The organism is Arthrobacter sp. KNU-44 (assembly GCF_051843155.1).
Taxonomy (GTDB): Bacteria; Actinomycetota; Actinomycetes; order Actinomycetales; family Micrococcaceae; genus Arthrobacter.
In genome coordinates this window covers 4,500,528-4,525,830 of record NZ_JBPXNG010000002.1, presented here as the reverse complement: position 1 = coordinate 4,525,830, position 25,303 = coordinate 4,500,528, and the positions used below count along the sequence as shown (strand labels likewise).

The 25,303-nt window shown below is 64.8% G+C and carries 24 protein-coding genes; 14 read left to right on the top strand and 10 right to left on the bottom strand.

Translation table 11 applies throughout. The annotated features are described in order from the left end of the window. Positions 1–8: 8 nt before the first annotated feature. The 6 genes from ACSVHC_RS22190 to acs all read left to right on the top strand — a co-directional run bounded on the left by ACSVHC_RS22190 (position 9) and on the right by acs (position 7,060). Positions 9–704, top strand: a complete 696-nt coding sequence (locus ACSVHC_RS22190; protein WP_437773916.1) for a GntR family transcriptional regulator — start codon at positions 9–11, stop codon at positions 702–704. Further along, the gene (locus tag ACSVHC_RS22185) at positions 701–2,110 is read left to right on the top strand and encodes an amidase (RefSeq protein ID WP_437773917.1); all 1,410 of its coding nucleotides are present in this window, start codon (positions 701–703) and stop codon (positions 2,108–2,110) included. The genes ACSVHC_RS22190 and ACSVHC_RS22185 overlap by 4 nt, the downstream gene beginning before the upstream one ends. Next, the gene (locus tag ACSVHC_RS22180; protein WP_437773918.1) at positions 2,100–3,221 is read left to right on the top strand and encodes a ring-opening amidohydrolase; all 1,122 of its coding nucleotides are present in this window, start codon (positions 2,100–2,102) and stop codon (positions 3,219–3,221) included. Before ACSVHC_RS22185 ends, ACSVHC_RS22180 begins: the two co-directional genes overlap by 11 nt. A gap of 66 nt (positions 3,222–3,287) precedes the next feature. Continuing rightward, positions 3,288–3,575, top strand: coding sequence for a hypothetical protein (locus tag ACSVHC_RS22175; RefSeq protein WP_437773919.1), 288 nt, complete (start codon positions 3,288–3,290; stop codon positions 3,573–3,575). A 238-nt stretch (positions 3,576–3,813) separates the two neighbouring features. Next, positions 3,814–4,836 (top strand): alcohol dehydrogenase AdhP, encoded by a 1,023-nt coding sequence (gene adhP / locus ACSVHC_RS22170; RefSeq protein ID WP_437773920.1) that lies wholly within the window; start codon positions 3,814–3,816, stop codon positions 4,834–4,836. A 199-nt stretch (positions 4,837–5,035) separates the two neighbouring features. Then, the gene (acs, locus tag ACSVHC_RS22165) at positions 5,036–7,060 is read left to right on the top strand and encodes an acetate--CoA ligase (RefSeq protein WP_439181315.1); all 2,025 of its coding nucleotides are present in this window, start codon (positions 5,036–5,038) and stop codon (positions 7,058–7,060) included. 94 nt (positions 7,061–7,154) lie between these two features. On the opposite strand, the gene ACSVHC_RS22160 is transcribed toward acs, so the two are convergent. The 8 genes from ACSVHC_RS22160 to ACSVHC_RS22125 all read right to left on the bottom strand — a co-directional run bounded on the left by ACSVHC_RS22160 (position 7,155) and on the right by ACSVHC_RS22125 (position 16,353). Continuing rightward, positions 7,155–7,742, bottom strand: coding sequence for an adenylate kinase (locus ACSVHC_RS22160; protein ID WP_437774017.1), 588 nt, complete (start codon positions 7,740–7,742; stop codon positions 7,155–7,157). 65 nt (positions 7,743–7,807) lie between these two features. Beyond that, complete coding sequence (gene exaC / locus ACSVHC_RS22155; RefSeq protein WP_439181314.1) at positions 7,808–9,331, bottom strand: acetaldehyde dehydrogenase ExaC; 1,524 nt, start codon at positions 9,329–9,331, stop codon at positions 7,808–7,810. A gap of 103 nt (positions 9,332–9,434) precedes the next feature. Continuing rightward, positions 9,435–10,679: a vWA domain-containing protein gene (locus ACSVHC_RS22150; protein ID WP_437773923.1), complete on the bottom strand. Its 1,245-nt coding sequence runs from the start codon at positions 10,677–10,679 to the stop codon at positions 9,435–9,437. Then, positions 10,672–11,616 carry an AAA family ATPase gene (locus ACSVHC_RS22145; RefSeq protein ID WP_437773924.1) on the bottom strand — a complete coding sequence of 315 codons (945 nt, stop codon included), beginning with the start codon at positions 11,614–11,616 and terminating at the stop codon, positions 10,672–10,674. Before ACSVHC_RS22145 ends, ACSVHC_RS22150 begins: the two co-directional genes overlap by 8 nt. Further along, positions 11,600–12,541 (bottom strand): XdhC family protein, encoded by a 942-nt coding sequence (locus ACSVHC_RS22140; RefSeq protein WP_439181313.1) that lies wholly within the window; start codon positions 12,539–12,541, stop codon positions 11,600–11,602. The genes ACSVHC_RS22145 and ACSVHC_RS22140 overlap by 17 nt, the downstream gene beginning before the upstream one ends. 1 nt (position 12,542) lies before the next feature. Then, positions 12,543–14,936 carry an aerobic carbon-monoxide dehydrogenase large subunit gene (locus ACSVHC_RS22135; RefSeq protein ID WP_437773926.1) on the bottom strand — a complete coding sequence of 798 codons (2,394 nt, stop codon included), beginning with the start codon at positions 14,934–14,936 and terminating at the stop codon, positions 12,543–12,545. After that, positions 14,933–15,469 carry a (2Fe-2S)-binding protein gene (locus ACSVHC_RS22130; protein ID WP_437773927.1) on the bottom strand — a complete coding sequence of 179 codons (537 nt, stop codon included), beginning with the start codon at positions 15,467–15,469 and terminating at the stop codon, positions 14,933–14,935. The genes ACSVHC_RS22135 and ACSVHC_RS22130 overlap by 4 nt, the downstream gene beginning before the upstream one ends. Before the next feature lie 5 nt (positions 15,470–15,474). Beyond that, on the bottom strand, positions 15,475–16,353 hold the full coding sequence (locus ACSVHC_RS22125) for an FAD binding domain-containing protein (RefSeq protein WP_437773928.1): 879 nt from the start codon (positions 16,351–16,353) through the stop codon (positions 15,475–15,477). A 213-nt stretch (positions 16,354–16,566) separates the two neighbouring features. Between ACSVHC_RS22125 and ACSVHC_RS22120 the strand changes: the two genes are divergently transcribed. The 8 genes from ACSVHC_RS22120 to ACSVHC_RS22085 all read left to right on the top strand — a co-directional run bounded on the left by ACSVHC_RS22120 (position 16,567) and on the right by ACSVHC_RS22085 (position 22,815). Further along, on the top strand, positions 16,567–16,893 hold the full coding sequence (locus ACSVHC_RS22120; protein WP_439181410.1) for a YciI family protein: 327 nt from the start codon (positions 16,567–16,569) through the stop codon (positions 16,891–16,893). Positions 16,894–16,937: 44 nt separating this feature from the next. Next, positions 16,938–18,281, top strand: a complete 1,344-nt coding sequence (locus ACSVHC_RS22115) for an RNA polymerase sigma factor (RefSeq protein ID WP_437773929.1) — start codon at positions 16,938–16,940, stop codon at positions 18,279–18,281. Continuing rightward, positions 18,278–18,616 (top strand): YciI family protein, encoded by a 339-nt coding sequence (locus ACSVHC_RS22110; RefSeq protein ID WP_437773930.1) that lies wholly within the window; start codon positions 18,278–18,280, stop codon positions 18,614–18,616. The genes ACSVHC_RS22115 and ACSVHC_RS22110 overlap by 4 nt, the downstream gene beginning before the upstream one ends. Positions 18,617–18,694: 78 nt before the next feature. Beyond that, positions 18,695–19,300, top strand: a complete 606-nt coding sequence (locus ACSVHC_RS22105; RefSeq protein ID WP_437773931.1) for a DUF1326 domain-containing protein — start codon at positions 18,695–18,697, stop codon at positions 19,298–19,300. Between the two features lie 361 nt (positions 19,301–19,661). Beyond that, on the top strand, positions 19,662–19,865 hold the full coding sequence (locus ACSVHC_RS22100) for a hypothetical protein (protein WP_059389943.1): 204 nt from the start codon (positions 19,662–19,664) through the stop codon (positions 19,863–19,865). 99 nt (positions 19,866–19,964) lie between these two features. Continuing rightward, entirely contained in the window at positions 19,965–21,134 is a 1,170-nt protein-coding gene (locus tag ACSVHC_RS22095) for a carboxylate-amine ligase (RefSeq protein WP_439181312.1), read from the top strand. A gap of 49 nt (positions 21,135–21,183) precedes the next feature. Then, the gene (locus ACSVHC_RS22090) at positions 21,184–21,636 is read left to right on the top strand and encodes a DUF1003 domain-containing protein (RefSeq protein WP_437773933.1); all 453 of its coding nucleotides are present in this window, start codon (positions 21,184–21,186) and stop codon (positions 21,634–21,636) included. A 63-nt stretch (positions 21,637–21,699) separates the two neighbouring features. Further along, entirely contained in the window at positions 21,700–22,815 is a 1,116-nt protein-coding gene (locus ACSVHC_RS22085) for an AI-2E family transporter (protein WP_439181311.1), read from the top strand. Positions 22,816–22,840: 25 nt separating this feature from the next. On the opposite strand, the gene ACSVHC_RS22080 is transcribed toward ACSVHC_RS22085, so the two are convergent. Together ACSVHC_RS22080 and ACSVHC_RS22075 are read right to left on the bottom strand one after the other, a co-directional pair. Further along, positions 22,841–24,154, bottom strand: a complete 1,314-nt coding sequence (locus ACSVHC_RS22080) for an alkaline phosphatase family protein (protein ID WP_437773935.1) — start codon at positions 24,152–24,154, stop codon at positions 22,841–22,843. Positions 24,155–24,243: 89 nt separating this feature from the next. Next, positions 24,244–24,828 (bottom strand): histidine phosphatase family protein, encoded by a 585-nt coding sequence (locus ACSVHC_RS22075; protein ID WP_437773936.1) that lies wholly within the window; start codon positions 24,826–24,828, stop codon positions 24,244–24,246. Positions 24,829–25,303 lie beyond the last annotated feature (475 nt).

The following is a 25,303-nucleotide window of genomic DNA, read 5'->3' as shown; positions in this document are numbered from 1 at the left end:
GAGACACCATGAGTGCTGAAGCAACGGCCGGCACGAGCAAAGTCCTGGTCCCGACCATGGCCGACGCCGTCGTCCAGCGGTTGAGGGCCCTGATCGTGTCGGGCGAGTTCCGTCCCGGGGAACGGCTCGTTGAGGAACGCCTGTCGGAAATGTTCGGTGTCAGCCGTCCTCCGCTGAGGGAGGCCTTGCGGATACTTCAACGGGACGGACTGGTCCAGAGCCTGCCCCGCCGGGGCTTCATCGTCATCCCCATCACGGCCGAAGATGTCCGGGAGATCTATTCTCTTCGCTTCGCCCTGGAGCGGATGGCCGTGGAACTGGGTATGCCCGTCCTGGACCGGAGCCGGCTTCAACCCATGCGCGATGCGCTCGAAGACATGCGGGTCGCGGCGGAAGAAATGGACGATGAAGCTGCGGTCCAGGCCAACAGCCGTTTCCACCTTGCCTTGGTCTCCCTGCCGGGCCACAAGCGGCTCATCAATACCTACGAAGGACTCCGCCTTCAGCTCGAACTGTGCATGGGGTACAACCTGAAGTTCCGTGAACAGATGTTCGGTGACCGCAAAGACATGCACCCCCGCCATGCCCAATTGCTGGAAAGCATCGAAACGGGTGACAAGGAAGCCGTCTTGTACGAGATTGCCCATCACGGCAACGCGTCTCTCCTTGAAAATCTCGATGATCTGATTGGCACTGGAGGGTGACCACCACCCCGGTGACCCTGCGCGATCTCGCTGCGCAGGTGCGGTCGGGACACTTGGCGGGTGACGCCCTTGTGAAGTCTGCGGTGGAGCAGATCGAACGCCGCAACGGCCCGCTTAACGCCCTGGTCTCCAGTCGAAGCGCCGATGCCCTGGCAGAGTCCGCTCATGCGGACTGGACCCACCGTCCGCTTGCCGGCATTCCGTTCACGGTGAAGGACATGCTCGCGACGGCAGACCTGCCGACCACCTGCGGATCCAGGACTCTTGAGGATTGGAGCGCTGGAGTCGACGCAACTGCCGTGGCCAGAATGCGTGCCGCCGGCGCCGTCCTCATGGGCAAGTCCAATTGTCCGGAGTTTGCCCTGGGCGTGGACACGAACAACGAGTTGTTCGGCAGGACGTTCAATCCGCTCGGAGAGTGGACGCCTGGGGGATCCAGTGGCGGTGAAGCCGCCGCGATTGCCGCCGGAATGTCATTTGTGGGCCTCGGGAGCGACTACGGCGGCTCGATCCGTTGGCCGGCCCAGTGCACCGGACTCGTCGGTCTGCGTCCAACGGTGGGGCGAGTCCCCAGATCGGGGGAGCAGCCAACCCTTCCCGGCGCCGATCCGCTGGGAGTGGAGGCATTGTCCTTCCAAGACGCAGTCCAGGTCATCGGCCCGCTGGGCCGGAGCATCGATGACCTGCACACAGCGCTTTCCGTCATCAGCGGCCCGGACGGCATCGACCCGATCGCAGTCGACGAGCCTCTCGGGGACTACCGCGAAGTGGACCCGCGTGACGTCGAAGTCCGCTGGGGTACCCATGTTGGCAACGTCCCGGTGGACCCCGAGGTTGTGCGGACCGTCCTTTTCGCGGTCGAAGCACTCAGGTCATTAGGAACGCGCGTCCAGGAGGGCCTGCCCGATGCCGTCAACGACGGGCTTAGGGTCTATGACCTGCTCCGTGCCGCAGACGCCATGGGCACCATTGCCGCCGTCAATACTGCGCGCCCGGGACTCATTGGCGCCCCGGTCCGGGCCATGCTTGAAAATCGGACGGCGCCCGGCAGGGCCGAACAGGCCGAGCTGTGGGAGCACCGCAACAAGATAGTCGCCAAGCTTCGTCAGTGGCTCACCGGGGAGCGGGCCCTCATCCTGCCTGTGAGCGTTGACATTCCCCGGGACCTGCGCGGAGATGTAGCGAACTTCCCCTTGCTGGCGCCGAGCCGGGCCATCAGCCTTTTCGGCTTCCCGGCCTTGTCAGTGCCCGTCGCCACGGCCCGCTCCGGAGCGCCCATCTCCGTCCAAGTCGTCGCGCCACGTTTCAGGGAGGACCTCGCACTCGCGATCGGCGCGGCGCTGGAACAGGCGTCCGGTTGGGGGCGCACCAAAACACTGAAGAACAGGATTCCGGATGCGAACTGACGTGCATGTATGCCAGATGCGAACCCCTGCCGATGTCTCGGAGATCGCCAAGCTCTTCGACGCCGGAACCATCGATCCCGCCGACGTCGTCGCCGTCGTGGGCAAGAGCGAGGGGACCGGCCTCGGCCGGGACGTCGGCCGGGAGACCGCCGACCTGGCAATCCGGACACTCCTCGCCCGGCGGACCGGATGCAGCCCGGCTGAGATCGCTGACCGGGTCTGCATCGTGCTTTCCGGCGGCAGCCCCGGGGTGATCACGCCCCACGTTGCCCTCTTCACGCGGACAGCCGACCCTGCGCCGAAACCGCACAAGGGCAGTCCGCGCCTCGTCGTCGGGCTGTCGCATTCCGAGGAAATCCTCCCCGAGGAAGTCGGGCGGATGGGCCAGATCTCCAAAGTCCGGTCGGCCGTCAGCGCTGCCATGCAGGATGCCGGGCTGACGGATCCGTCCGATGTCCACCTCGTCCTCGTCAAGGCGCCGTCCCTGACCGCCGAGTCGATCGCCGACGCGAACGCCCGTGGCCACGAAACTGTCACCAGGGACGTCTCCATCGGAGCCGAGGGTGCCATCTGCTACTCCAACGACGGATCGGCGCTTGGCGTCGCCCTCGCTTTGGGTGAGGCAGAAGACGTTCAAGTACACGATTCGATGGTCCGCAGGGACTGGTCGGTGTTCTCGGACGTCGCCATGACTTCTTCCGGGGGCGAGAAGACTCATGCCGAAGTTCTGTTGCTTGGGAACTCAACCGACTCGTCCAGCCCACTGCGTATCGGGCACCGATCAATGCGGACCATCATCGACGCATCTGCCGTAAGCGGTGCCCTCGAATCCGCAGGAATAGGTCCGGGCTGCGACGTCAGCGAAACCTCAAAAGCTGTTGTGTACGCCTTGGCCAAGATGATCATGCCCGAAACAGCCGAGCTGGACGGCCGACGCATCACCATGCTGGACGATCAGGTCGGGTACCACGTCGCCAAGGCAATGGGAGGCTTTCTCCTGGCCTCGCTGACCGGCCACACCACAGTATTCGTCAGCGGTGGTGAGCGAAATTCACATCAAGGTCCTCCCAATGGCAACCCGCTGGCCGTCATTGTGAAGGCGACGGAATAGCGGAACAAAGGGCTCGCTGCTGTTGCACCCTGTCTACGCATTGGGGCCCATTTCAAAGGAACCGATATGAACTCGCCTGAAAGCGCTAATAGTCCCGAACTGACCTGCTACTTGGGAGAACGAGCAAACGGAGGCCCTCCCACGAAGGCAGATGGTTTCGTCACCGATTGGGCGGGCCTTCATGCCGGCGAGCAGGTCCAGGTGTACCGGGATGCAGAGATGTTGACGGCGGGAACCGTGGACGCAACCATGCCCGACGGCACCGGTGTCTGGCTCATGCAGCACAAAGGACTCGGTCGGCGCCTCTATCTCCGATGCGAAGACCTTCGAATCGCGAGGCCTCGATATTCATAGGCCGGACGCTGCGTGACTAAATGACGGCTCGTGCGCGCAATCCGAACGTGGAGCGTGGAGGTGCATGTGAACTGACTCACAAGGCTGCAACCTGCTCGCAACCCTCCCGCCCCTAGGCTGAGGCCAACGCTCCATCGACCTGCTCGCAACGGGGACTCGCGATGGTTGGGTTTCGGCCCGGGCGCCCAAAAATAATGCTCCATTTGCTCCACGCTTTAACGACGCAAGGATTTCGCCAATGACGACGACAATGCAAGCAGCCGTAGTAACTGAATTCGGTCAAGACCTTCAGATCCAGTCCCTTCCTCTTCCTGTTCCTGGCCGGGGGGAAGCGCTGGTGAGGGTCTTGACCACCGGTGTGTGCCACACGGACCTGCACGCCGCGGAGGGGGACTGGCCGGTCAAGCCTTCACCGCCGTTCGTGCCCGGCCATGAAGGCGTGGGTGAAGTGGTTGCCCTCGGTGAGGGCGTCACCGACCTCGCCGTCGGAGACCTCGTGGGCAACGCCTGGCTTTGGTCCGCCTGTGGCGATTGCCAGTTCTGCCGGACTGGGTGGGAAACGCTGTGCGAGGCCCAGAAGAACGCGGGCTACAGCGTCGACGGCTCCTTTGGTGAGTACATGCTGGTGGACAGCCGGTTCGCCGCGAGGATTCCTGAAGGTTCGGACCCGGTGGAAGTTGCCCCGGTGCTGTGCGCGGGAGTCACGGTCTATAAGGGATTGAAAATGACGGAGGCCAAGCCCGGCCAGTGGGTCACCATTTCCGGGATCGGCGGCCTGGGGCACATCGCCGTCCAGTACGCGGTGGCCATGGGCCTGCGGGTTGCCGCAGTGGACATCGCCGACGACAAGCTCGCCCTCGCCAAGAAGCACGGCGCCGAGCTCACGGTCAACGCGCTGCACGAAGATCCGGCGGAAGTCATCCAGCGGGAAACCGGGGGCTGCCATGGTGTCCTGGTCACGGCGGTGCATCCTTCGGCGTTCGGGCAGGCGATCGGCATGGCCAGGCGTGGCGGGACCATCGTCTTCAATGGGCTCCCGCCGGGCGACTTTCCTGCGCCGATCTTCGAGATTGTGCTCAAGGGCCTGACCGTTCGTGGCTCGATCGTGGGAACACGCCAGGACCTTGAGGAAGCGCTGGACTTTTACGCGCAGGGCAAGATCCACCCGACCGTGTCCACGAGGGAGCTCTCCGAGGTGAACGCGGTCTTTGACGAAATGAAGCATGCCAAGATCGACGGCCGCGTGGTCATCAAGTACTGATCGAATTCAGCCGCGAAGGAAGCCGGGACTTCGGCTCATTCATCTGCAGTGCCCCTGAACGGTCCCGCGATGGTCGAGGCCGTTCAGGGGTCTCCGCACCCAGTTCATGGGGGTAGTGGTCGGCGGCCGACTGTTCGCACAGGCAGTAAATCGTGTGCATTTCAACAGAACAGCTTAGTGAGACCTAAGGAGCTTAGCTATGTCCAACGCCCGCACCGAAGCATCGTACAGGCCACCCCAGCGCGGCGATGCCCTCGAAAATCTTCTCCATGAGAACCGGAAGTTCGCGCCCACTGCCGAGTTCGCCGCGGACGCGGTGGTCGGCGCCGACGTGTATGAGGAGGCGGCTGCGGACCGTCCGGCGTTCTGGGCGAAGCAGGCCCGGGAGCTGCTGGACTGGGAGACGGACTTCAGCCAGGCCCTGGACTGGTCCGAGCCGCCGTTCGCGAAGTGGTTCGTCGGCGGGGAAATCAACGCCGCGTACAACGCCCTGGACCGGCACGTGGAGAACGGGCTCGGGGACCGGGTGGCCATCCACTTCGAGGGCGAACCCGGCGATACCCGCTCCTACACCTACGCCCAGCTCACCGACGAGGTGAAAAGGTGCGCGAACGCGTTCGAGTCCCTCGGGGTGGCGAAGGGGGACCGGGTGGCCGTGTACCTGCCGATGATCCCCGAAGCGGTGATCACGATGCTGGCCTGCGCCCGGATCGGGGCCGTGCACTCGGTGGTGTTCGGCGGGTTCTCCGCCGACGCCCTGCGTTCCCGCATCGATGACGCCCAGGCCACACTGGTGGTCACCGCGGACGGCACCTACCGGCGCGGCAAGCCCAGCCCGCTCAAACCGGCCGTGGACCAGGCCCTCTCCGCAGCGGGCCACACCGTCCGGAACGTCGTGGTGGTCAAGCGCAACGGCCAGCCCGTGGACTGGCACGAGCGCCGGGACCAGTGGTGGGAGGACACCGTCGGCGCCGCCTCGGGCGAGCACACCGCCGTCGGGCACGATGCCGAACACCCTTTGTTCATCCTGTACACCTCCGGGACCACGGGCAAGCCCAAGGGCATCCTGCACACCACCGGCGGCTACCTCACCCAGACCGCCTACACGCACAAGGCGGTCTTCGACCTGCACCCGGAAACGGACGTGTTCTGGTGCACCGCCGACGTCGGCTGGGTCACCGGCCACTCCTACGTCGCCTACGCACCCCTGGTCAACGGCGCCACCCAGGTCATGTACGAAGGCACCCCGGACTCCCCGCACCAGGGCCGCTGGTGGGAAATCGTGGAAAAGTACAAGGTCTCCATCCTCTACACCGCCCCCACGGCGATCCGGACGTTCATGAAATGGGGCCGGGACATCCCGGCAAAGTTTGATCTGTCCTCGATCCGGGTCCTGGGGTCCGTGGGCGAGCCCATCAACCCCGAGGCCTGGATGTGGTACCGGGACGTCATCGGCTCCAACGCCGGCAAGAACGGGGAAAAGAAGGCCCACCCCGCCCCGATCGTGGACACCTGGTGGCAGACCGAGACCGGCGCCCAGATGATCGCCCCCCTGCCCGGAGTCACGGCGACCAAGCCCGGCTCCGCGCAGGTGGCGCTGCCGGGCATCGCGATCAACGTCGTGGACGAGGCCGGGGAGTCCGTCCCGGACGGGCACGGCGGCTACCTCGTGGTCCGCGAACCCTGGCCCGCGATGCTGCGCGGCATCTGGGGGGACCCCGAACGGTTCAAGGAGACCTACTGGTCCCGCTTCGAGGGCATGTACTTCGCCGGGGACGGAGCCAAGAAGGACGACGACGGCGACATCTGGCTCCTGGGCCGGGTCGATGACGTCATGAACATCTCCGGGCACCGGCTCTCCACCACCGAAATCGAATCCGCTCTCGTCTCCCACCCCTGGGTCGCGGAGGCCGCCGTCGTCGGAGCCTCCGACGAAACCACCGGCCAGGCCGTCGTCGCGTTCGTGATCCTGCGCGGGGACGCAGTAAACGACGGCGACGCCACCGTCGCCGAACTGCGCAACCACGTCGGCAAGGAAATCGGCCCCATCGCCAAACCCAAGCACATCCTCGTGGTCCCCGAACTGCCCAAGACCCGCTCCGGGAAGATCATGCGCCGCCTCCTCAAGGACGTCGCCGAAGGCCGCGAACCCGGCGACGCCACCACCCTCTCCGACCCCACCATCATGGCCCAGATCGCGCAGTCGCTGAAGCCTTCGTTGTAAGATCGCACCACAGATGGGCCCTGCCGGATTCCCATGAGGGAATCCGACAGGGCCGATTACTGTTCCGGGATCACTGATGCCGATGGTTCCAGGACTACCGTCCGCCGGCGATGGACACCCTGCTTGGGCTTTCGATGGCGCCCATTAGTTTGTCGGTGACATCCTCGATCCCGCCGTGGCCATCAACCTTTCTCAGTATGCCGCGCTCGGCATACTTGGCCACTACGGCTTCGGTCTGCTCGTGGTAAAGGTCCAGCCGGTGGCGGATTATGGCTTCGTTGTCGTCGCTGCGACCCGTCTCCTTCGCGCGGCCCAGCAGGCGGTGGACCAGTTCGTCGTCATCGGCGGTCAGTTGCAGGACGACGTCCAGTTGTTGCCCGCCCCTGGCGAGGACCTGGTCCAGGTAATCAACCTGCGCCGTGGTGCGGGGGTAGCCGTCCAGCAGGAAGCTGTCCTCGACGTCGTCCTGGCAGAGGCGGCTGCGCACCATCTCGTTGGTGATCGTGTCGGGGACAAAGTCACCGGCGTCCATGTACCTCTTGGCTTCGATGCCAAGGGACGTCCCGCCCTTCACATGGGCGCGGAAGATGTCGCCGGTGGAGATCGCCACGACGCCGAGGCGTTCGGAGAGACGTTCCGCCTGCGTGCCTTTACCGGAACCGGGCGGGCCAATCATCAGCATTCTCGTCATTCAAGTTGCCTTTCGTTGAGTCGTTGTTGAAAGCTCGCGGGGTTGTCCGTCAGGCTCTAGAAGAAGCCGAGCTTGTTTTCGGAGTGGCTGACTAGGAGGTTTTTGGTCTGCTGGTAGTGGTCCAGCATCATGGCGTGGTTTTCGCGGCCGATACCGGAGGACTTGTAGCCGCCGAATGCGGCGCCAGCCGGGTAGGCGTGGTAGTTGTTGACCCAGACGCGGCCGGCCTGGATTTCCCGTCCTGCCCGGTAGGCGACGTTTCCGTTGCGGGACCAGACGCCGGCTCCTAGGCCGTAGAGGGTGTCGTTGGCGATACTGATGGCGTCGTTGTAGTCCGTGAAGCGCGCGACGGAGACCACCGGGCCGAAGATTTCCTCCTGGAAGATCCGCATTTTGTTCTGGCCCTCGAAGATGGTGGGCTGCACATAGAACCCGCCCGCAAGGTCGCCGTCAAGCTCCGTCCGTGCACCGCCGCTGAGGATCTTTGCGCCCTTTTCGAGCCCGATGTCGATGTAGGAGAGGATTTTCTCCATCTGGCCTACCGATGCCTGGGCACCGATCTGTGTATTGGTGTCCAGCGGGTTGCCCTGGATGATTTTCTGCGTCCTGGCCACGGCGTCGGCCAAGAAGGAGTCGTAGATGCCGTCCTGGACGAGGGCACGGGACGGGCTGCTGCAGACTTCGCCTTGGTTGAAGGCGTACAGGGTGAAGCCCTCGAGCGACTTGTCGTAGAAGGCGTCGTTGGAGTCGGCAACGTCGTTGAAGAAGATGTTGGGGCTCTTGCCGCCAAGCTCCAGCGTGACCGGGATCAGGTTGGCGCTGGCGTACTGGCTGATCAGGCGCCCGGTGGAGGTCTCGCCGGTGAACGCGATCTTCCGGATCCGCGGGCTGGAGGCCAGCGGCTTTCCCACCTCGGAGCCGAAGCCGTTGACGATGTTCAGCAGGCCGGCCGGCAGCAGGTCCGCAATGAGTTCCGCCAGGACCAGGATGGAGGCCGGGGTGTTGGAGGCGGGCTTCAGGACGACGGCGTTGCCGGCGGCAAGGGCGGGGGCCATCTTCCACACGGCCATGAGGATCGGGAAGTTCCACGGGATGATCTGCCCCACCACGCCGAGGGGCTCGTGGAAATGGTACGCCGTGGTGTCCTCGTCGAGCTGGGACAGCCGGCCTTCCTGGGCGCGTATGGCGCTGGCGAAGTAGCGGAAGTGGTCCGCCGCGAGCGGGATGTCCGCATTAAGGGTTTCGCGGATGGGCTTGCCGTTGTCCCAGGACTCGGCGACGGCAAGCATTTCGAGGTTGGCATCGATCCTGTCTGCGATCTTGTTCAGCACAGCAGCCCGCTCAGTGGCTGATGTCTTTCCCCACGCCGGTGAAGCCTTGTGCGCGGCGTCCAGGGCGAGCTCGACGTCCGCAGCGGCGCCGCGAGCCACCTCGGTAAATTGCTTCCCGTTCACCGGGGAGACGTTCTCGATGTATCGGCCGGTAGTTGGAGCCACCCATTCTCCGCCGATCCAGTTCTCGTAGCGGTCCTTGAACTGGACCTTGGATCCTTCTTGGCCGGGCTGTACATAAACAGTCATGGTCACTCCTCTGGAAAACGGACGTCTTCGTCCTGGCCCCCATGCTAGGGGTTCAAAGGTTGCGACCAGGCTGCAATGGGCCCTGCCCTACTGAAGCTGGGCACTAACCCAGCTTCCTTGCCGGACGTGACCGCTCGGCGCGAATGGCGGTTGCAGCTTCCGTCAAAGCTGCGTAGTTGTGCCCGCTGATGAAGGCGTCACAATAGGGCAGCGCCGCGGCCATGCCACCCGCCAACGGTTGGTAGTCCGCGCCGGCTTTCCTCGGATTGACCCAGACGATCCGGTAGGCGAGCCGCCGCAGCCGCGCCATCTGGGCGTCCACCAGTTCCGGCGCGTCCTGTGCCCAACCGTCGGAGAGCACCACAATGACCGCACCCCGGGCCAAGCCGCGGCGTCCATGGCCGTCGATGAAGTGCCGGAGGCTCTCCGCGAGCCGGGTGCCGCCCGCCCAGTCAGGCGCGGCGGCGGCTCCCAGGGCCAGGGCTTTGTCTGCGTTCCGGTTCGAAAGCTGCCGGGTGAGCCTGGTCAGCCGCGTGGAAAACACGAACGCCTCGGCCTGGGCGCCGGCTACTGCGCCCTGCAGCAGGGAAAGGAACACCTGTGTGTACGGTTCCATGGAGCCGGATACATCGCACAGGAACACGAGGCGGCGCGGACGCTGACGACGCCGGGCATAGACCAAGGAGCCTGCGTCGCCCCCGGTGCGCCGTGCCGCGCGGATGGTGCGTCGGAGATCGAGCTTCGCGCCGCTGTGCGCGCCTTGTCGTGTCCGGCGGCTTCGGCGTTCCGGAGTAGCCAGCACGATCCGCCGGACCAGCTGGCGCACGTGGGCAGCTTCTTCAGGTGTCAGCTCGGCGAAGGACTTCTCATGCAGGTGCTCGTCAGCCGAGGCCATGGCCAGGATTGCCTCCAACGCGGGTGAGCTGGCCTCGTCGTCGCTCCCTACTCCAGGGGCGGCGACGGGTGCCCGCGACGCCGGGACGTGGCCGTCGGCATGAGCCGGCCGTTGTTCGCCGGGAGCCGCTCGGGCGCGCTCCGCCGCTCCGATCGCCGGTGGGTTATTGGCATCGCCCCGGGTCTCTGCCGGATCGGGCATCCCGTCGAATGCGGCCGAAAAGACGGCGTCGAATACCGGCAGTTGTTCGTGCGAGGAGACGAGCGCCACCCGGCACGTCCAGTACAGCGGCTCACGGGCAGCAGGGGGAACGATCCTCAGCGCCTGCGCCAGCCAGGCCGTGCGGTCCGGGGAGCTCGGGAGTCCAGCCCGGCGCAGCGCCGTACTGAACCCCACCGCCAAAGCCGCCGCATCGACGCCGGCCAAGCCATCCCTGGGCGCATAGTCAGTCATGGCCGCCGGCCACCCATGCCGGTCCGCGGGCCCAGGCAATGTCCAGATCGTCGCGATTCTTCAAGACCGAACCCCACGTCTGTTTCACCGCAACCGGATCCAGCCGGTCGACGCCAAGCACCGTGAGGGCGGACACCCAGTCGATGGCCTCCGCGATCCCCGGGGGCTTGGCCAAGTCCAGGGACCGCAGCCTCGTGATGGCCGCTGCGGCATCCAGGGCGAGCGGCTCGGCGCTCCCGGGAACCTTGCGGCGTACGATAGCGGCGATCCGTTCGGGCCGTGGGTAGTCAATCCAGTGGTACAGGCAGCGCCTGGTTAGCGCGTCGTGTAGGTCCCTGGTCCGGTTGGAGGTCAGCACGACGACGGGCGGGTGCGTGGCGCGGATGGTGCCGAGCTCGGGAATCGTCACCGCTGCCTCGGCCAGAAGCTCGAAAGTGAAGGCCTCGAACTCGGCGTCGGCCCGGTCGATCTCGTCCAGCAGGAGGACGGCCGGGCGCGGACCTGGATGCTCGATCGCCTTCAGCAGCGGGCGGCGCAGCAAGTACTGTTCCCCGAAGAGATCGGCCTCCTCTACGTGGATGTCCCGGACTTCAGCCAGGCGGATCCCCAGGAGTTGGCGTTGATGGTTCCACTCGTACAGGGCCTCGCCCACGTCGATGCCCTCGTAGCACTGCAAGCGGTACAGGGGAGTGCCGAGCACCTTGGCCAGCGCCTTCGCTGCCTCGGTCTTCCCGACGCCGGCCTCACCCTCCAGCAGGATGGGTTGTGGCAAGCGGATGGACAGGAACAAGGCGGTCGCCAGTCCGACGTCGGCGAGGTAGTCGCCGTCGTCGAGGGCGGACATCAACGCGGAGACGTCCGGGACAAGGCGGCGCACTTCGTCTTCGGCACCCGCGCGCACCGGTCCGGCGGCCGGGGGTTCACGACGCGGTGGCATAGTGTTCCGGATCGGCGAGGAAGGCCCTCCTGCAACCAGCGGAACAGAAGTAGTACGTCGTTCCGGCGTACTCGGCGTGCAGCGTAGATTCCACAGCCGCGACGCTCATGCCGCAGACAGGGTCCACGGCACTCGCGGGCTCGGTGCTCGCGGGCACCGGATCCGCCGCCGCAGTCTCCGGTCTCGTAGCCTGTACAGCCCTGCCAAGGTGGCGCACGGACACAAGCTCGGCCAGGATCGACAGTGCGATCTCGGCAGGCGTGCGGCCGCCCAGCAGCAGTCCGGCCGGGCTGTGCACCCGCGCACGCTGGCCGTCGTCGACGTCGAGCGAAGCCAGGACCGCGGCGCCGCGCGTGCGGCTGGCGACCAAGGCGACGTACGGCACCCCTAGCCGGAGTGCGGCCTCCAACGCGGGCTCCTCGTCCCGGCCCTGCGACGCGACGATGAGGGCGGCGTCGTCGGCCCGTGGTTCCGCGGCGGTCCCGTTGGTGAGTTGCATGTCCAGGTCGAGGATGGCGCCCAGGGCCCCCAAGGCCTGTGCCACGGGGGTCGCGCCGACCACCACTACCCTGGGCGCGGGCATCTGCGGCTCGAGGAAAATCTCCACGGCGCCGCCGCTGAGGCAGGGATTTGCGACCTCCACGGCGCCCTCCTCGCGGGTGCGGGACGGCTCGCCGGGGACTACGCGCAGCAGCAGGGGTTCGTGCTTGGTCAGCGTCTGCAGTCCGTATTCGCGCACTGAGGCCTCGACACACGTGCCGCCAAGGAACCCGTCGATTTCCCCGTTGGCCAGCACCAGGGCGGTGTCCCCGGCATGGGCGCTGGTGGGATGCTGCGCGCGCACTACGGTGGCACGCACAAAAGGTTCCCGGCGTTCCACAAGTTCCTGCGCCCTCGCCGCCAAGTCTTCTCCGTGCAGGGGCATGTCACACCGGTGGCCTGGCCCGGCCCTGCATGGCCTCCCACACCCGGGCCGGCGTGCACGGCATATCCATGTGGGTCACTCCATACGGTGTCAAGGCATCCACGATGGCGTTGACGATGGCCGGCGGCGATCCGACCGTTGCGGATTCGCCGATGCCTTTGGCGCCGATGGGGTGGTGTGGCGACGGCGTGACGGTAAATCCGGTCTCCCAATCCGGGACCTCCATTGCCGTGGGGATGAGGTAGTCCATGAACGAGCCGCTGAGGCAGTTGCCTTCCTCGTCGAACGCGATGATTTCCATGAGCGCCATCCCGACGCCGTCGGTCAGCCCGCCGTGGACCTGGCCCTCGATGATCATCGGGTTGATCCGGGTCCCGCAGTCGTCCACCGCGATGAAGCGCCGGACCTTGACGTGGCCGGTCCCGGCGTCGACGTCCACGACGCAGATATAGGCGCCGAATGGGAACGTCAGGTTGGGAGGGTCATAGGTCACCTCCGCGTCGAGGTTGCCGTCAATGCCTTCCGGCAGGGCCACGGTGCCGTGCGCGCCGAAGGCGATCTCGGCGATTGTCTTGCCGGCGCTCGGATCGCCCTTGACGAACCAGCGGCCCTTTTCCCATTCGAGGTCCTCGGGCCGGGTCTCAAGCATCGCGGCGGCAATGAACTTCGCCTTTTCCCGGACCTTGCGCGCCACCAGCGCCACTGCGCCGCCGCTGACCGGCGTCGAGCGGCTGCCGTATGTGCCCAGGCCGAAGGGCGTCTGGTCCGTGTCGCCGTGTACGACGTCGATGTTTTCCGGCGGGATGCCGAGCTCCTCGGCCACGATCTGGGCGAAAGTGGTTTCGTGGCCCTGGCCCTGGCTCTGCACCGAGATCCTGACGACGGCCTTGCCGGTGGGATGGACGCGGAGTTCGGCGCCGTCGGCCATGCCGAGTCCGACGATGTCGAAGTGCTTGCGCGGTCCGGCCCCGACGGTCTCGGTGAAGAAGGAGACGCCGATGCCCATCAGCTCGCCGCGTTCCCGCTTTTCGAGTTGCTCGCGCCGGAGATCCTCGTACCCGGCCATCTGCATGGACAAGCGCATGGCAGGCTCGTAGTTGCCCGAATCGTAAACCCAGCCGGTCTTGTTGGCATAGGGGAACTGTTCCGGCCTGATGAAATTCTTCAGCCGAAGCTCTGCCGGATCCATCTCCAGTTTCCTGGCCAGGATGTCCACCATGCGCTCCACGAGGTAGACCGCTTCAGTCACGCGGAAGGAGCAGGCATAGGCCACGCCCCCGGGCGCCTTGTTGGTGTAGACACCCGTGACCTTGCAGTAGGCCGCCTGCAGGTCATAGCTCCCGGTGAAGATGGAGAAGAAACCGGCCGGGGTCTTGGTGGGCTGCGCGGTGGCATTGAACGCACCGTGGTCTGCCAGCACGCTGGTCCGGACTGCCAGGATCTTGCCTTCCTTGGTGGCCGCGATCTCGCCCTGCATGATGTAGTCGCGGGCGAACGACGTCGACATCAGGTTCTCCGAGCGGTCCTCCACCCACTTCACCGGCTTGCCGGTGACAATCGAGCCGACGACGGCCAGGACGTAGCCGGGATAGATGCCCACCTTGTTGCCAAAGCCTCCGCCGATATCGGGGGAGACGATCCGGATCTTGTGCTCTGGAATGCCGGCGACTATTGCGTACAGGGTCCGGTGGGCATGCGGGGCCTGGGTTGTTTCGTAGAGGGTCAGCCTGCCGTCGATCGGATCGAAATCCGCGACGGCGCCGCAGGTTTCCATGGGTGCCGGGTGCACGCGCGGGTACACGACTTCCTGGGCGACGACGACGTCGGCCGCGGCGAACACCGCCTCGGTTTCAGCCGCATCGCCGATCTCCCAATCGAAGATCCGGTTGTCCGTCCTGCCCTCGATATCGTCCCGGATGACCGGCGCGCCGGGGTCGAGGGCGTGCCGGGCATCAATCACTGGCGGCAACATGTCGTATTCGACGTCGATGAGCTCCAAAGCGTCCCTGGCGGCGTAACGGTGCTCGGCGACGACGAAAGCGACCTCCTGGCCCTGGAAGCGGACCTTGTCGGTGACGAGGACTGCCTGGACGTCCGCCGACAGGGTAGGCGCCCACGCGAGGTTGAGGGCCTGCAGGTCCTTGCCGGTGATGACGGCGAGGACCCCGGGATGCGCCAGCGCTTCGGTTGTGTCTATTGAAACGAGCCGGGCATGCGCAACGGGTGCGCGCAGGATTGCTCCATGCAGCATGCCGGGGAGCACGATGTCGTCGAGGTAATTGCCCTTTCCGCGGACGAACCGCGGGTCCTCTTTGCGCTGGAGGCGGCCGAACCCGATCGGGCGGCCCGGGTCTCCGGCCGCCGGGTTGGGTGCATGCTCCTGGATGGTGGTCATGCCGTCACCTCTTCCGCGACGGTCCCTCCGGCACCGCCGTCTTCCGTCCCGGCGTCCGTCTCAGAATCCCAACCGGGCGGGTGGGCGGCGGCCCATTGCACCGAGCGGACGATCGTCGCGTAACCGGTGCACCGGCAAATCTGGCCCGAAATGGCCTGGCGGATCTCGCCGTCGTCGGGATGCGGGTTGCGGTCCAGCAGTGCCCTGGCGGTGAGCATCATGCCCGGAGTGCAGAATCCGCATTGCAGGCCGTGTTCCTCCATGAACCCCTGCTGTACGGGATCGAGCGTGCCGCCGACGGCCAGCCCCTCGACAGTCCGGATGTCGTGTCCATCGGCCATGGCTGCCAGCACGGTGCACGATTTCACCGGCTGGCCGTCCATCAGGACCACGCAGGTTCCGCAATTGCTCGTGTCGCATCCCCAGTGCGTGCCGGTCAATCCAAGGTTTTCGCGGATGAAGTGGACCAGCAACACGCGGGGTTCGATCTCCCGGGTGACCTTGTCCCCGTTGACCGTCATGCTGATCTGCATTGCTTTCAGCCTTCCTGTGCACCTGCGGCGCGCGCACAAGCGCGGCGCAGGACCCTGCGGGTGAGTTCGTCGGCCAGGTGCCGTTTGTAGTCGACCGGTCCACGCTGGTCGTCCACTGGGTGGCAGGCGGCGGCCGCGATGCGGGCGGCCTCGACGAACAGGTCTTCATGCGGCTGCCGTCCGCGAAGCACGGCCTCGGCTTCGGAGACGGTGCCGTCCAGCCCCACTGCCGTCAGCCCGATTGCGGCCTCTTCCACGGTGCCGTCTGCGGAGAGCCCGACGGCGGCCCCGGCCGCGACGATTGCCCAGTCACCCACCCGGCGTTCCACCTTTTCATAGGCGCTGCCGGAGCGCGGGCGGATCGTGAAGCGGACTTCGTACAATAGCTCGTTCTGCGCCACGGCCGTTTCGTAGGGACCGCGGTGGAAGTCCGACATTGCGACGATCCGTTCGCCGTCGGGCCCGCGGATCACGGCCTGGGCTCGCAGGACGTCGCAAACAGTAGACAGGTCTTCGGCCGGATCCGCCTGGCAGAGCGAGCCTCCGATCGTGCCGCGGTTGCGGACTACAGGGTCCGCGATCACCTGCTCGGCGTCGTGGATTATCGGAAAGAGCCTGGCGACGTCGCTGGACTCAAGGAGCGCTGTGTGGCGGGTTAATGCGCCCACACGCAACTGCTCACCTTCCCGGCGGATAAATTCCAGTTCCGTCAGGTCGTTGATGTCGATCAGCCATTCGGGCCGCGCCAGGCGAAGCTTCATCATCGGCAGCAAACTGTGCCCGCCTGCAATGATGCGCGACTCGGGACCGTGGCGTTCGAGGAGGGCCAGCGCGTTTGCGACGTCGCTCGCGCGCTCATACTCAAATGGAGCCGGAATCTGCATTGTCCACCCCTTAGGGCCAGACGTCCTGCACCTCGTAGGACGCGGACCTATGATCAGTCTTGTCCGCGTCATTCTGAGTGTCAACATGGTCAAGGGGGCCAAGATCGCGGCCATTTCGGCTCGCAAAAGAATTTCCCAAACAGTGTCCTTTTCGCGACGTCCCGCCCGTCGTCATGGTGTATCAACCGATAAGAAGGAGTCATCGTGGAGTACATGCTTTTCATTTGCAACGACCCGGCAGCGCCGGAATATGTCCCCGCCGAGGACAACATCGTGGAATGGGTGGCCGAGATGGAAGCCCGGGGAGTGAGCCGTCACGGTGACCGGTTGCGTCCCGTCGAGGACGCGACCACCGTCACGGTGCGGGCGGGCGAGGTAGTTGTCTCGGACGGACCGTTTGCGGAGACAAAGGAGTGGATCGCGGGCTATGACATCATCGCCTGTGCCGATCTCGATGAGGCCATCGAGGTGGCGTCCAAGCATCCCATGGCGAGATTCGGCAAGATCGAGATCAGGCCTGTGTGGCCGCTCGGGCTGTAGCGGTTCGCCGCGTGACCGGCGTCGATGATGGTGGGAGGGACGACGTGACACCGGGACTGACGGACGCCCGGACCGCCGTCGAGGCCGCCTCCGCCGAAGAGACCGCCCGCATCACCGCAACCCTCATCCGTGTGACGGGCGACTGGAGCCTGGCGGAGGATTGCGTCCAGGACGCGTTCGCAAAGGCGTTGGTCGACTGGCCGGAGCACGGCATTCCGAGGAATCCCGGGGCGTGGCTGACCACCGTGGCCAGGAACCGCGCGATCGACCGCATGCGCAGTGCGGCCAGTGAAAAGAAGGCGGTCCGTGAACTCGCGATCATCGCCCAACTCGAAGGCCTGGACGAAGCGATCACCAGCGATCCCGGCGCGGAAGACGACCGCTTGCGGCTGATCTTCACTTGTTGCCACCCGGCTCTCCCGCTCGACGCGAGGGTTGCCTTGACCTTGCGCACCGTCGCGGGGCTGACCACCGGCGAGATTGCGCGTGCGTTCCTCGTCTCGGAAGCAACCATGTCAAAGAGGCTCGTCCGCGCGCGGGCCAAGATACGGGACGCAGGAATCCCGTATCGGGTGCCGCCGCCGGAGCTGAGGGCTGAACGCACGTCCGGGGTCCTTGCCGTCCTCTACCTCATGTTCAACGAAGGCTATTCGGCCACCGGCGGCGAATCATTGATCCGCGAACCCCTTGCCCGGGAAGCGATACGCCTCAACCGCTTGCTCGTTTCGCTGCTCGCCGGTTCCCCGCAAGAGCCGGAGGCCCTGGGCCTCCTGGCGCTCATGCTGTTCCACCATGCACGGCGAAGCTCGCGAACAGACGCGGCGGGGGACTTGGTGACGTTGGAGGAGCAGGACCGTAAATCGTGGGATCCCGCTGAAATCGCCGAGGCCGTCGCGCTCCTTGCCCTTGCCGAACGGCTCGGCATTTCACGCCCTTCCCGGCCGGGGAGCTACCGGGTCCAGGCCGCCATCGCGGCGTGCCATATGACCGCCAGCAACTCAGGCAACACAGACTTCGCCAGGGTGGCCTTGCTGTATGACTCCCTTGCGCGGATCGCTCCGTCTCCGGTCGTCGAGCTCAACCGGGCTGTCGCCGTCGCAATGTCCCAGGGGCCGGAGGCCGGTCTTGCCCTCATCGAGCAACTTGACCGAACCCGCTCGTTGGAGGGGTACTACCTCCTGCCTGCCGCGAAAGCGGACCTCCTGCGCCGCCTGGGCAGAAGCTCGGAGGCCCGGGATGAATACCAGAGGGCCCGGGAGCTCGCACCATCCGAGGCCGAGCGCCGTTACCTTGGCAAACGCCTTGCGGAGACTGGTTCTGCGTCCTCGTCCTTATCTGGAGCCAAGCGGAACAGCCACACGACCCCCGCCGTCAAGGAGCAAAAATGAAACACCTCTTGCTGATTCAAAACAACTTCGACACCTGGAACGCCCTGCCTGCGGACCAGATCGAGGCGATCATGCAAGCCCATGCCTCGGTGCAGCAGGAACTCAGGGCCTCCGGAGAGTTCGTGGAGGCACATGAGCTGGGTGCGGAAGCGAAGTTCGTAAGATGCAACGGCGACGGGCCTACGGTGACGGACGGTCCGTTCATCGAGACGAAGGAAATTGTGGCCGGCTACTACGTCGTCGACTGCAAGGACATGGACCGCGCTGTGGAAATCGCCGGCAAATTCGGAGAGGCCAGGCTGTGGCCGATCGAGGTGCGACCCATGGACCCGTGAGCGATGCTGAGAGCGTTGACACTGTTCTGGGCCGCGAGGAGACTTTTTCTGGGGATGCCTCGCCGAAAGGAGCCCCAGATGTCATGGCACGTCGAGGGTACGTATTTTGAGAATTGCAATTGCGACATGGTTTGCCCGTGTTCCACTTCCGGGCTGACCGCACCGGCTGATAACGACCGCTGCAACGTGGCCTTTGCCTTCCATGTGGACACCGGTGAGGTGAACGGTGTCGACGTCGGAGGCCTGACGGTCTGCCTCGTCGTCGATACGCCTGCCCTCATGAGTGACGGTGGTTGGAAGGTCGGTGTCGTGATGGACGCCGCAGCCTCCCCGGAGCAGGCGGAAGCGCTCGGTGGTGTCTTCGGTGGCCAGCTCGGCGGACCGATGGAGGGCCTGACACCGTTGATCGGTGAAATGGCGGGAATGGAGTCGCTGGAAATCGCTTACACCGACGACGGGCGCATGCACCAGGTCCGCGTTGGCAGCGCTGTCGACATGGCTGTGGAGGACTTCGTGTCGCCGCTGGATGCCACGGGACTCGGAGTGAAAATCAGCGGGATAGGATTCCCGGCGGACACCTTGGCGGCCGGCACGTCCAGCACGGCCCGCGTGGACGTGTTCGGGATGACGTGGGATAACGCCGGAAAGAACTCCTTCTCGGCTCCCTTTGCCTGGTCGGCCTAAGTACCGCTTCTTGGCCTTCAGAGACGGCGGACTGCGTCAACCGGGACGCTCGCTCAGATATATGGGCAAAAGCAAGGACGCTCGCTCACGTCATGTGAGCGAGCGTCCGCCGAAAACGCCCTAAAGGTGAGCGAGCGTCTGGGTAGGGAACGGCGCACGGCGGGACGACAGCGGGAGGGGACTGCCGCCGTCGGGCACTGACGGACCTGTCGCGGTACGTCAACCCGGATGCGCGCTCATATACATGGCAAAATTCCAGAACGCGCCGTTCTCTAAGGCATGTCACGCAGCTGGTCCCGGCCCTGCTGCCGACCGCGCGCCACAGGAGTAGCGTTTGCCTTGGCTGAGGATAGGGGTCCACATGAGCTATAAGTATCGAACCGTCAGGGTTCGTGGCACCGAGTTGGTAGGAACCATCGCCCGAAAACACGGCAGCGCACCGGAGATCTACGAAACCTCGAAGGACGCGAACACATCGGTAGTTCCCGTGTTTTTCCAGGCGACCGGCGAGATCCGATTCTTCGACAGGTCAGTCCTGGAAGACGTCGTGACGCCGGCCAGCTAGCAGCAGTTGCGCCTCTCGGAACTGACCAGAGACGTTTGTTTTCAGAGCTCCTGCGACTTGTGGTCGTTGGGGGTAGCTTTTGTGGCCCACACTTGGCAAGTGCGTACTTTTGGTGTTGAAGAAGAATTCCTGATCGTAGATCCTGACAACGGCAGTCCCGTGCCCCTCGCCGGCGATATCTTGCGCCTTCATAGCGCCGGTCCCCAGGGGGTGGCTCCTCCTTTCGGCCCGACGTTAGCGATCGAGCTTCAGCAGGAGCAAATCGAAGTCATCACCTCCCCGCACAGCAGCCTGAGTGCACTCGGCGCTGAAATACGTGCCGGACGCTCCTACGCCGATTCGCTCGCCCGGAAGGCGGGCGCAAGAATTGCTGCGCTCGCGACGTCGCCCCTGGCGGTTACTCCGCATGCAACAAACACCGATCGCTACGACGCCCTCCTGGAAAAGTTCGCTATGACTGCCAGAGAGCAGCTGACCTGCGGATATCACGTCCATGTTTCCGTTGACTCGGATGAGGAAGGCGTCGCAGTGCTGGACCGGATCAGGTCCTGGCTTCCGGTGCTGACTGCACTGAGCTCGAATTCACCGTTCTGGAACGGGGCCGACAGCGGTTACGCCAGTTTCCGGACCCAAGCTTGGAACCGATGGTCCAGCGCCGGTCCCACCGATGTCTTCGGATCTGCCGAGGCCTATCACTCTTTGGTGGCGGACCTGTCGGGAACCGGTGTGATCATGAGCCCGGATTTCGACGCTCGCCTGTCCGCCCGGCACCCTACGGTCGAGATCCGCGTCTCGGATGTTTGCCTTGATGCCCGGGATACCGTGCTGATCGCGGCCTTGGTGCGCGCCTTGGTGGATACGGCCGCCAGGGAATGGAAATCCGGACAGCGTCCGGACATGGTTTCTGCCGCCGTCCTGCGCCAAGCCACGTGGCGGGCCAGCCGGTTCGGCCTGCACGGGGAGCTGCTCGACTCGAAAACGCACAAGCCCGACACCGCAAAGCATGTCCTCGCTGCACTCCACTCCCACGTCCGTGATGCCCTCGAAGAGACCGGGGACGCACTGTACGCCAAGGAGGGATTGCAAAGGATCCTCAGCCAAGGCACGGGAGCCGCGCGGCAACGGCAAGCCCACCAACGCACCGGCAGTCTCGCCGGCGTCGTCGCATATGCAACGCGCGTCACCCACCTCGAACCCGTGGAGCACCAACACACCGGCGAACCATACTTTTCGACGGATGCAGGGACTGCCGTGCTCGTGGCGAGCTAGCGGTCGGGCGAAATTGCGGCTCCATCGGAGTGCGCCGTTAGGGTGAGGCATGAGCGATAAGGGAAAGACCTGGCACGAAAACCACAAGGAATCATTGACGAAGGGTCAACGCGCCGCGGATGTCATGCGGAACGGGATGGGCAGTTGGCCGTTCGTCGGCGGCTTTGTCGGGTTCATGATCCTTTGGGCAGCCATCAACAGCTGGGCGTTGGCGAACAACGCCTGGGATCCGTATCCGTACATCTTGTTGAATCTCTTCCTCTCGATGCTGGCTGGCCTGCAAGGAGCCATCCTTCTCATCGCCGCAAAGCGTCAGGATGCGATTGCGGCGGTGATGTCCCGGCACGATCATGACACGAACGTGAAATCCAAAGAGGAGATCGACCTGCTCATGGCCATCAACAGCCAGCAACTGGAGATCCTTCGTGAATTGCAGGTACTCGCAGCCGCGGGGAACATCAGGATCGATGCAGCTGCGGGCAAGAGCTCGGACCGTTATTAGCGCTTCACGTCGGAAGGCACGACGGCGTGGCGTTCACTGCCGGAACCACCAGGAAGGAATCCAATGACTGAGAGCAACAATTCGCCGACCAAACCCACGATGTCAGCGATGTGGTCCGACGGCCTTGGCCGGGCAGGGATCCGTTCAGGGCAGATGCTCCTGGTCATCACCCTGGTGTCGGTGATTCTGTGGGCGATGACCAGCGTGCCGCTCGTCATGATCCCGGTCACAATCGCGCTCATTCTCGCCTCGGCAATTTCGCCCCTTGTGCGTTGGCTGACTGCACACCGGTGGCCCCGGGCCGTCGCCGTCGCGGCGTCGTTCGTGGGCATCCTTGCAGTCTTCGGCGGAGTCATCACCGGAATCGTCTTTCTTATCAGGGCGCAATCCAAGGAGCTTGCCGTGAAATTCACTGCCGGCATCGAGCAATTGCACCAATTCCTGAACAACGGCCCTTTCAAAGTCAGCGACGAGCAGCTCCGATCCGTGGCCGATTCCATCCAGCGCTTCTTCACGAGCAGTAGCTTTGGTGCCGAGGCGCTGACCGGCGCGCGGACGGTCGCTGAAATCCTGGCCGGCTTGGTTCTCATGGTGGTGATCTTGTTCTTCTTCCTCAAGGACGGCGAGAAGATCAGGAACTTCATCTTCGGATTTCTTCCGGCGGCTCATCGCGGAAAGGCCCATCTGGCCGCGGAACGAAGCGCCATCGTTCTGGGAGGCTACGTCCGCGGAACGGCCCTGATCGCTGCAGCAAACGGCGTGATCATAGGGACAATGCTGGCCATCCTCGGTGTCCCGCTTGCCCTGCCCCTCGGCGTTTTTGTGTTTATCGGCGGGTTCATTCCCATCGTTGGTTCCACCGCGGCGGGTACCCTCGCTGTGGGTGTCGCCTTGATTTCGAACGGTCCGGTGACGTCCCTCATCGTCCTCGCCGTCCTCATCGCGGCCAACCAGCTTGAGCACCATTTCCTCCAACCGGTTTTGATGGGCAAGGTCCTGAGTATCCATGGACTGGCCATTTTGCTCGCCTTGGCCATCGGGACGATGCTCGCAGGCATTGTCGGGGCCTTGTTAGCCGTACCGACCGCCGCCGTCGCGTGGACTGCAATCAAGACGTGGACCGGGCGCGGAGACACGGCGCCCGGTGGCATCGGCCCAGCCGACGAAACCGCGGCCTGAACGGTCTCGCAAGCAAACCTCGACCCTACGCTTGCGCTAGGAGCTCGTCGCGCAATTGCTCCAGGTGCGACGGCTGTTCCGCCAACGCCCGTGCGGTCGGCGGGGGAGTAGGTGCCTGAACCCCCGCGAGGGGGTCGTCGGTCCGGGGGACGGTGAGGCTCAACGCCCCGCCGACGTCGGGCGCCGCCGCATCGCGGCGGGTGAGGGCCGGCAGATTCCAACGATGTTCGATCGTCGCAAGGATGCTGGTGTGATCGAGCGGGACAGAACCGGGGGCTCGAAACACGGTGCCGGCAGGGATGAGCGGACTGATCAGTACCGTCGGTACCCGTAGCCCGAAACGGGTGAAATCGAAACCGAATTCCCCCGGGGCGCCGTCCGGGGGCGTCGCGCCCCATGGCGGGGCGACGTGGTCATAGCAGCCACCGTGTTCGTCATACGTGATGATGAGCAGGGTTGAGTCCCAGGCCGGCCCCGCGCGGACGGCGCGATAGACGTCGAGCAGGAACTGCTCACCGAGAGCGACGTTGTAGTTGGGGTGTTCGCTGTTGCCGGTCGAGGACCAGGACGGCTCAAGGAAAGAGTATGCGGGGAGCTTCCCGGATGCCGCGTCGGCTTGGAAGTCCGTGAACAGGCCAATGTTCGACGCCGGAGCGTGCCGGGTGTCGTCGAAGTCGAGTTTCGTCAGGGGCTGCTTGGTTTCGCCGTAGATCTTCCAGGGGATGCCATGGTTGCCCAGGTGCCCGAAAATGCTCGGCACGGTAAACCGCTTGGCCTTGTCATCCAAGTTGCCCTGGCTGGTGCCGGCGCAGGCGAAGGCCCGATTGGGCATCGTCATGGTGGGAGCTGACGCGAACCAGGCGTCGCACACGGCGAATCCCTTCGCCATCGCCGACAACACCGGCAGTGTCTGAGGGGTGAAGCAGCCCATGATCATGTGCGCGGTTGTTCCCGGCACCACATGCCAGCCCTTGGCTAGGTTGTCCTTGATGGCGCCGGCATAGTTGGTCACAAAACCGGTCATGGAAGGAATAGCCCCGGCTTTCGGCGCACTGGCGCTGCCATAGAGCTGGTAGTTCGTGGCCTGGTACCCCTCTCCGGGGTCGGCGCCCGGCATGAAGTAGAGGTCGGGGGTCGAAGGAGTCAACTGGTAGGCGCCCACCGGCCTGCCATCGGAACCGGGACAGGACTCCGTGCCGGTCAAGCCCTCGAACGGGTGCCCTGCAGAGGAAACATTGCCCGAATCTGCATAGAGGTATCCAAGCATGTGATCGAACGATCGGTTTTCAAGCATCAAGACGACGATGTGCTGGACGGTGTTGAGACCTGTTACCGCCACGATGACCATCCCCTTCGAAGAGTTCCTGTCGGTGCTGAACAGTCTCCCACGCCGCTGTCTTGGTGGATATGCCTCGGGCCCGGTCGTGGTCAGCCGGGAATGGTAGCCAGGACGGGTTCACCATTGAAGTATTCGAGTTGCCAGCCGTCAATGGCATGGTGGTGGGCGAGGTTGAGGACGGCGTTGTCGATGCTCTCCAGAGTGCGGCCGATGGCGCGGCCGAGGCTCACTCGGAGGAGCGTTCCGTGGGCGACAACGAGGACCCGGCGGCCGCGGAACTCCTCGGCCAGCGCCTCCAGCGCGGCAAGACCGCGGGAGGCTGCCTCCTCCGCGGTTTCCGCCCCATGGAAGCCACCGGGAATGCGAAGTGCGTCCAGTTCAGGTCCTGCCTGCAGGCCCTCGGCAGGTCCAAAGCGGCGCTCGGTGAGCTCCGGCATGTGCCGGTCCACGCTGAGCCCCAGCCCAGCGGCGATCAGCTCTGCGGTCTCCGCGGCCCGGCTCAGCGGTGACGAAACAACGACGTCCCACTCGTAACCGGACAGCACGGCTACGGCGTCGCGCGCTTGGCCACGGCCGACGTCGTTCAGCGGAATATCGGTCGATCCCTGCAGCCGGCGCTGGGCATTCCAGTCTGTCTGGCCGTGGCGGACGAGGGCGAACGTAGTAAGGGGCATGCCCTCCATTCTGCCTTGACCAATGCGGCTTCGATCAATCCAAGAGTTGGATTAGGAAGGGGTAGCCTCCAGTGGCCTCGGCCGCCCGGTGGACCAAGCCGGGGGACAGGCCGGGGGACAGGCCGGCCCCGGCCCTGGCGAAGGTCGCGGCGAAGGAATCCTCAGGACCTGTGCCAGGCTCCCAGTAAGTTGCCGCATGGATTCCCCGAGGCGTCCCATAAAACCTTCGGTCGCTGTCTCGGAAATAACTGCCCAGCCCTGTCCGCGGGCCGGATCATGGGCCGCCGATCATGACTGTCTTGCCGATGCCGCGTGCTGGGATGTACAGGATCCACGGCACAAATATCTCAGGCCGGACCGCGGATCGATAACTCCGATCCAATACGGATTTCGTCGCCGTCGTATGTTAAGCCATTGTCATTGAACGGAAGTTCTCGCAGCCCCTTCCACTCCCGCTCTTTTAACGCCGATAATC

Excerpts from the sequence above, each read along its gene's own strand:
- ACSVHC_RS22190 (WP_437773916.1), top strand. The coding sequence starts at position 9 with ATGAGTGCTGAAGCAACGGCCGGCACGAGCAAAGTCCTGGTCCCGACC.
- ACSVHC_RS22180 (WP_437773918.1), top strand. The coding sequence starts at position 2,100 with ATGCGAACTGACGTGCATGTATGCCAGATGCGAACCCCTGCCGATGTC.
- ACSVHC_RS22175 (WP_437773919.1), top strand. The coding sequence starts at position 3,288 with ATGAACTCGCCTGAAAGCGCTAATAGTCCCGAACTGACCTGCTACTTG.
- adhP (WP_437773920.1), top strand. The coding sequence starts at position 3,814 with ATGACGACGACAATGCAAGCAGCCGTAGTAACTGAATTCGGTCAAGAC.
- acs (WP_439181315.1), top strand. The coding sequence starts at position 5,036 with ATGTCCAACGCCCGCACCGAAGCATCGTACAGGCCACCCCAGCGCGGC.
- ACSVHC_RS22160 (WP_437774017.1), bottom strand. The coding sequence starts at position 7,742 with ATGCTGATGATTGGCCCGCCCGGTTCCGGTAAAGGCACGCAGGCGGAA.
- exaC (WP_439181314.1), bottom strand. The coding sequence starts at position 9,331 with ATGACTGTTTATGTACAGCCCGGCCAAGAAGGATCCAAGGTCCAGTTC.
- ACSVHC_RS22150 (WP_437773923.1), bottom strand. The coding sequence starts at position 10,679 with ATGACTGACTATGCGCCCAGGGATGGCTTGGCCGGCGTCGATGCGGCG.
- ACSVHC_RS22145 (WP_437773924.1), bottom strand. The coding sequence starts at position 11,616 with ATGCCACCGCGTCGTGAACCCCCGGCCGCCGGACCGGTGCGCGCGGGT.
- ACSVHC_RS22140 (WP_439181313.1), bottom strand. The coding sequence starts at position 12,541 with ATGCCCCTGCACGGAGAAGACTTGGCGGCGAGGGCGCAGGAACTTGTG.
- ACSVHC_RS22135 (WP_437773926.1), bottom strand. The coding sequence starts at position 14,936 with ATGACCACCATCCAGGAGCATGCACCCAACCCGGCGGCCGGAGACCCG.
- ACSVHC_RS22130 (WP_437773927.1), bottom strand. The coding sequence starts at position 15,469 with ATGCAGATCAGCATGACGGTCAACGGGGACAAGGTCACCCGGGAGATC.
- ACSVHC_RS22125 (WP_437773928.1), bottom strand. The coding sequence starts at position 16,353 with ATGCAGATTCCGGCTCCATTTGAGTATGAGCGCGCGAGCGACGTCGCA.
- ACSVHC_RS22120 (WP_439181410.1), top strand. The coding sequence starts at position 16,567 with ATGCTTTTCATTTGCAACGACCCGGCAGCGCCGGAATATGTCCCCGCC.
- ACSVHC_RS22110 (WP_437773930.1), top strand. The coding sequence starts at position 18,278 with ATGAAACACCTCTTGCTGATTCAAAACAACTTCGACACCTGGAACGCC.
- ACSVHC_RS22105 (WP_437773931.1), top strand. The coding sequence starts at position 18,695 with ATGTCATGGCACGTCGAGGGTACGTATTTTGAGAATTGCAATTGCGAC.
- ACSVHC_RS22100 (WP_059389943.1), top strand. The coding sequence starts at position 19,662 with ATGAGCTATAAGTATCGAACCGTCAGGGTTCGTGGCACCGAGTTGGTA.
- ACSVHC_RS22090 (WP_437773933.1), top strand. The coding sequence starts at position 21,184 with ATGAGCGATAAGGGAAAGACCTGGCACGAAAACCACAAGGAATCATTG.
- ACSVHC_RS22085 (WP_439181311.1), top strand. The coding sequence starts at position 21,700 with ATGACTGAGAGCAACAATTCGCCGACCAAACCCACGATGTCAGCGATG.
- ACSVHC_RS22075 (WP_437773936.1), bottom strand. The coding sequence starts at position 24,828 with ATGCCCCTTACTACGTTCGCCCTCGTCCGCCACGGCCAGACAGACTGG.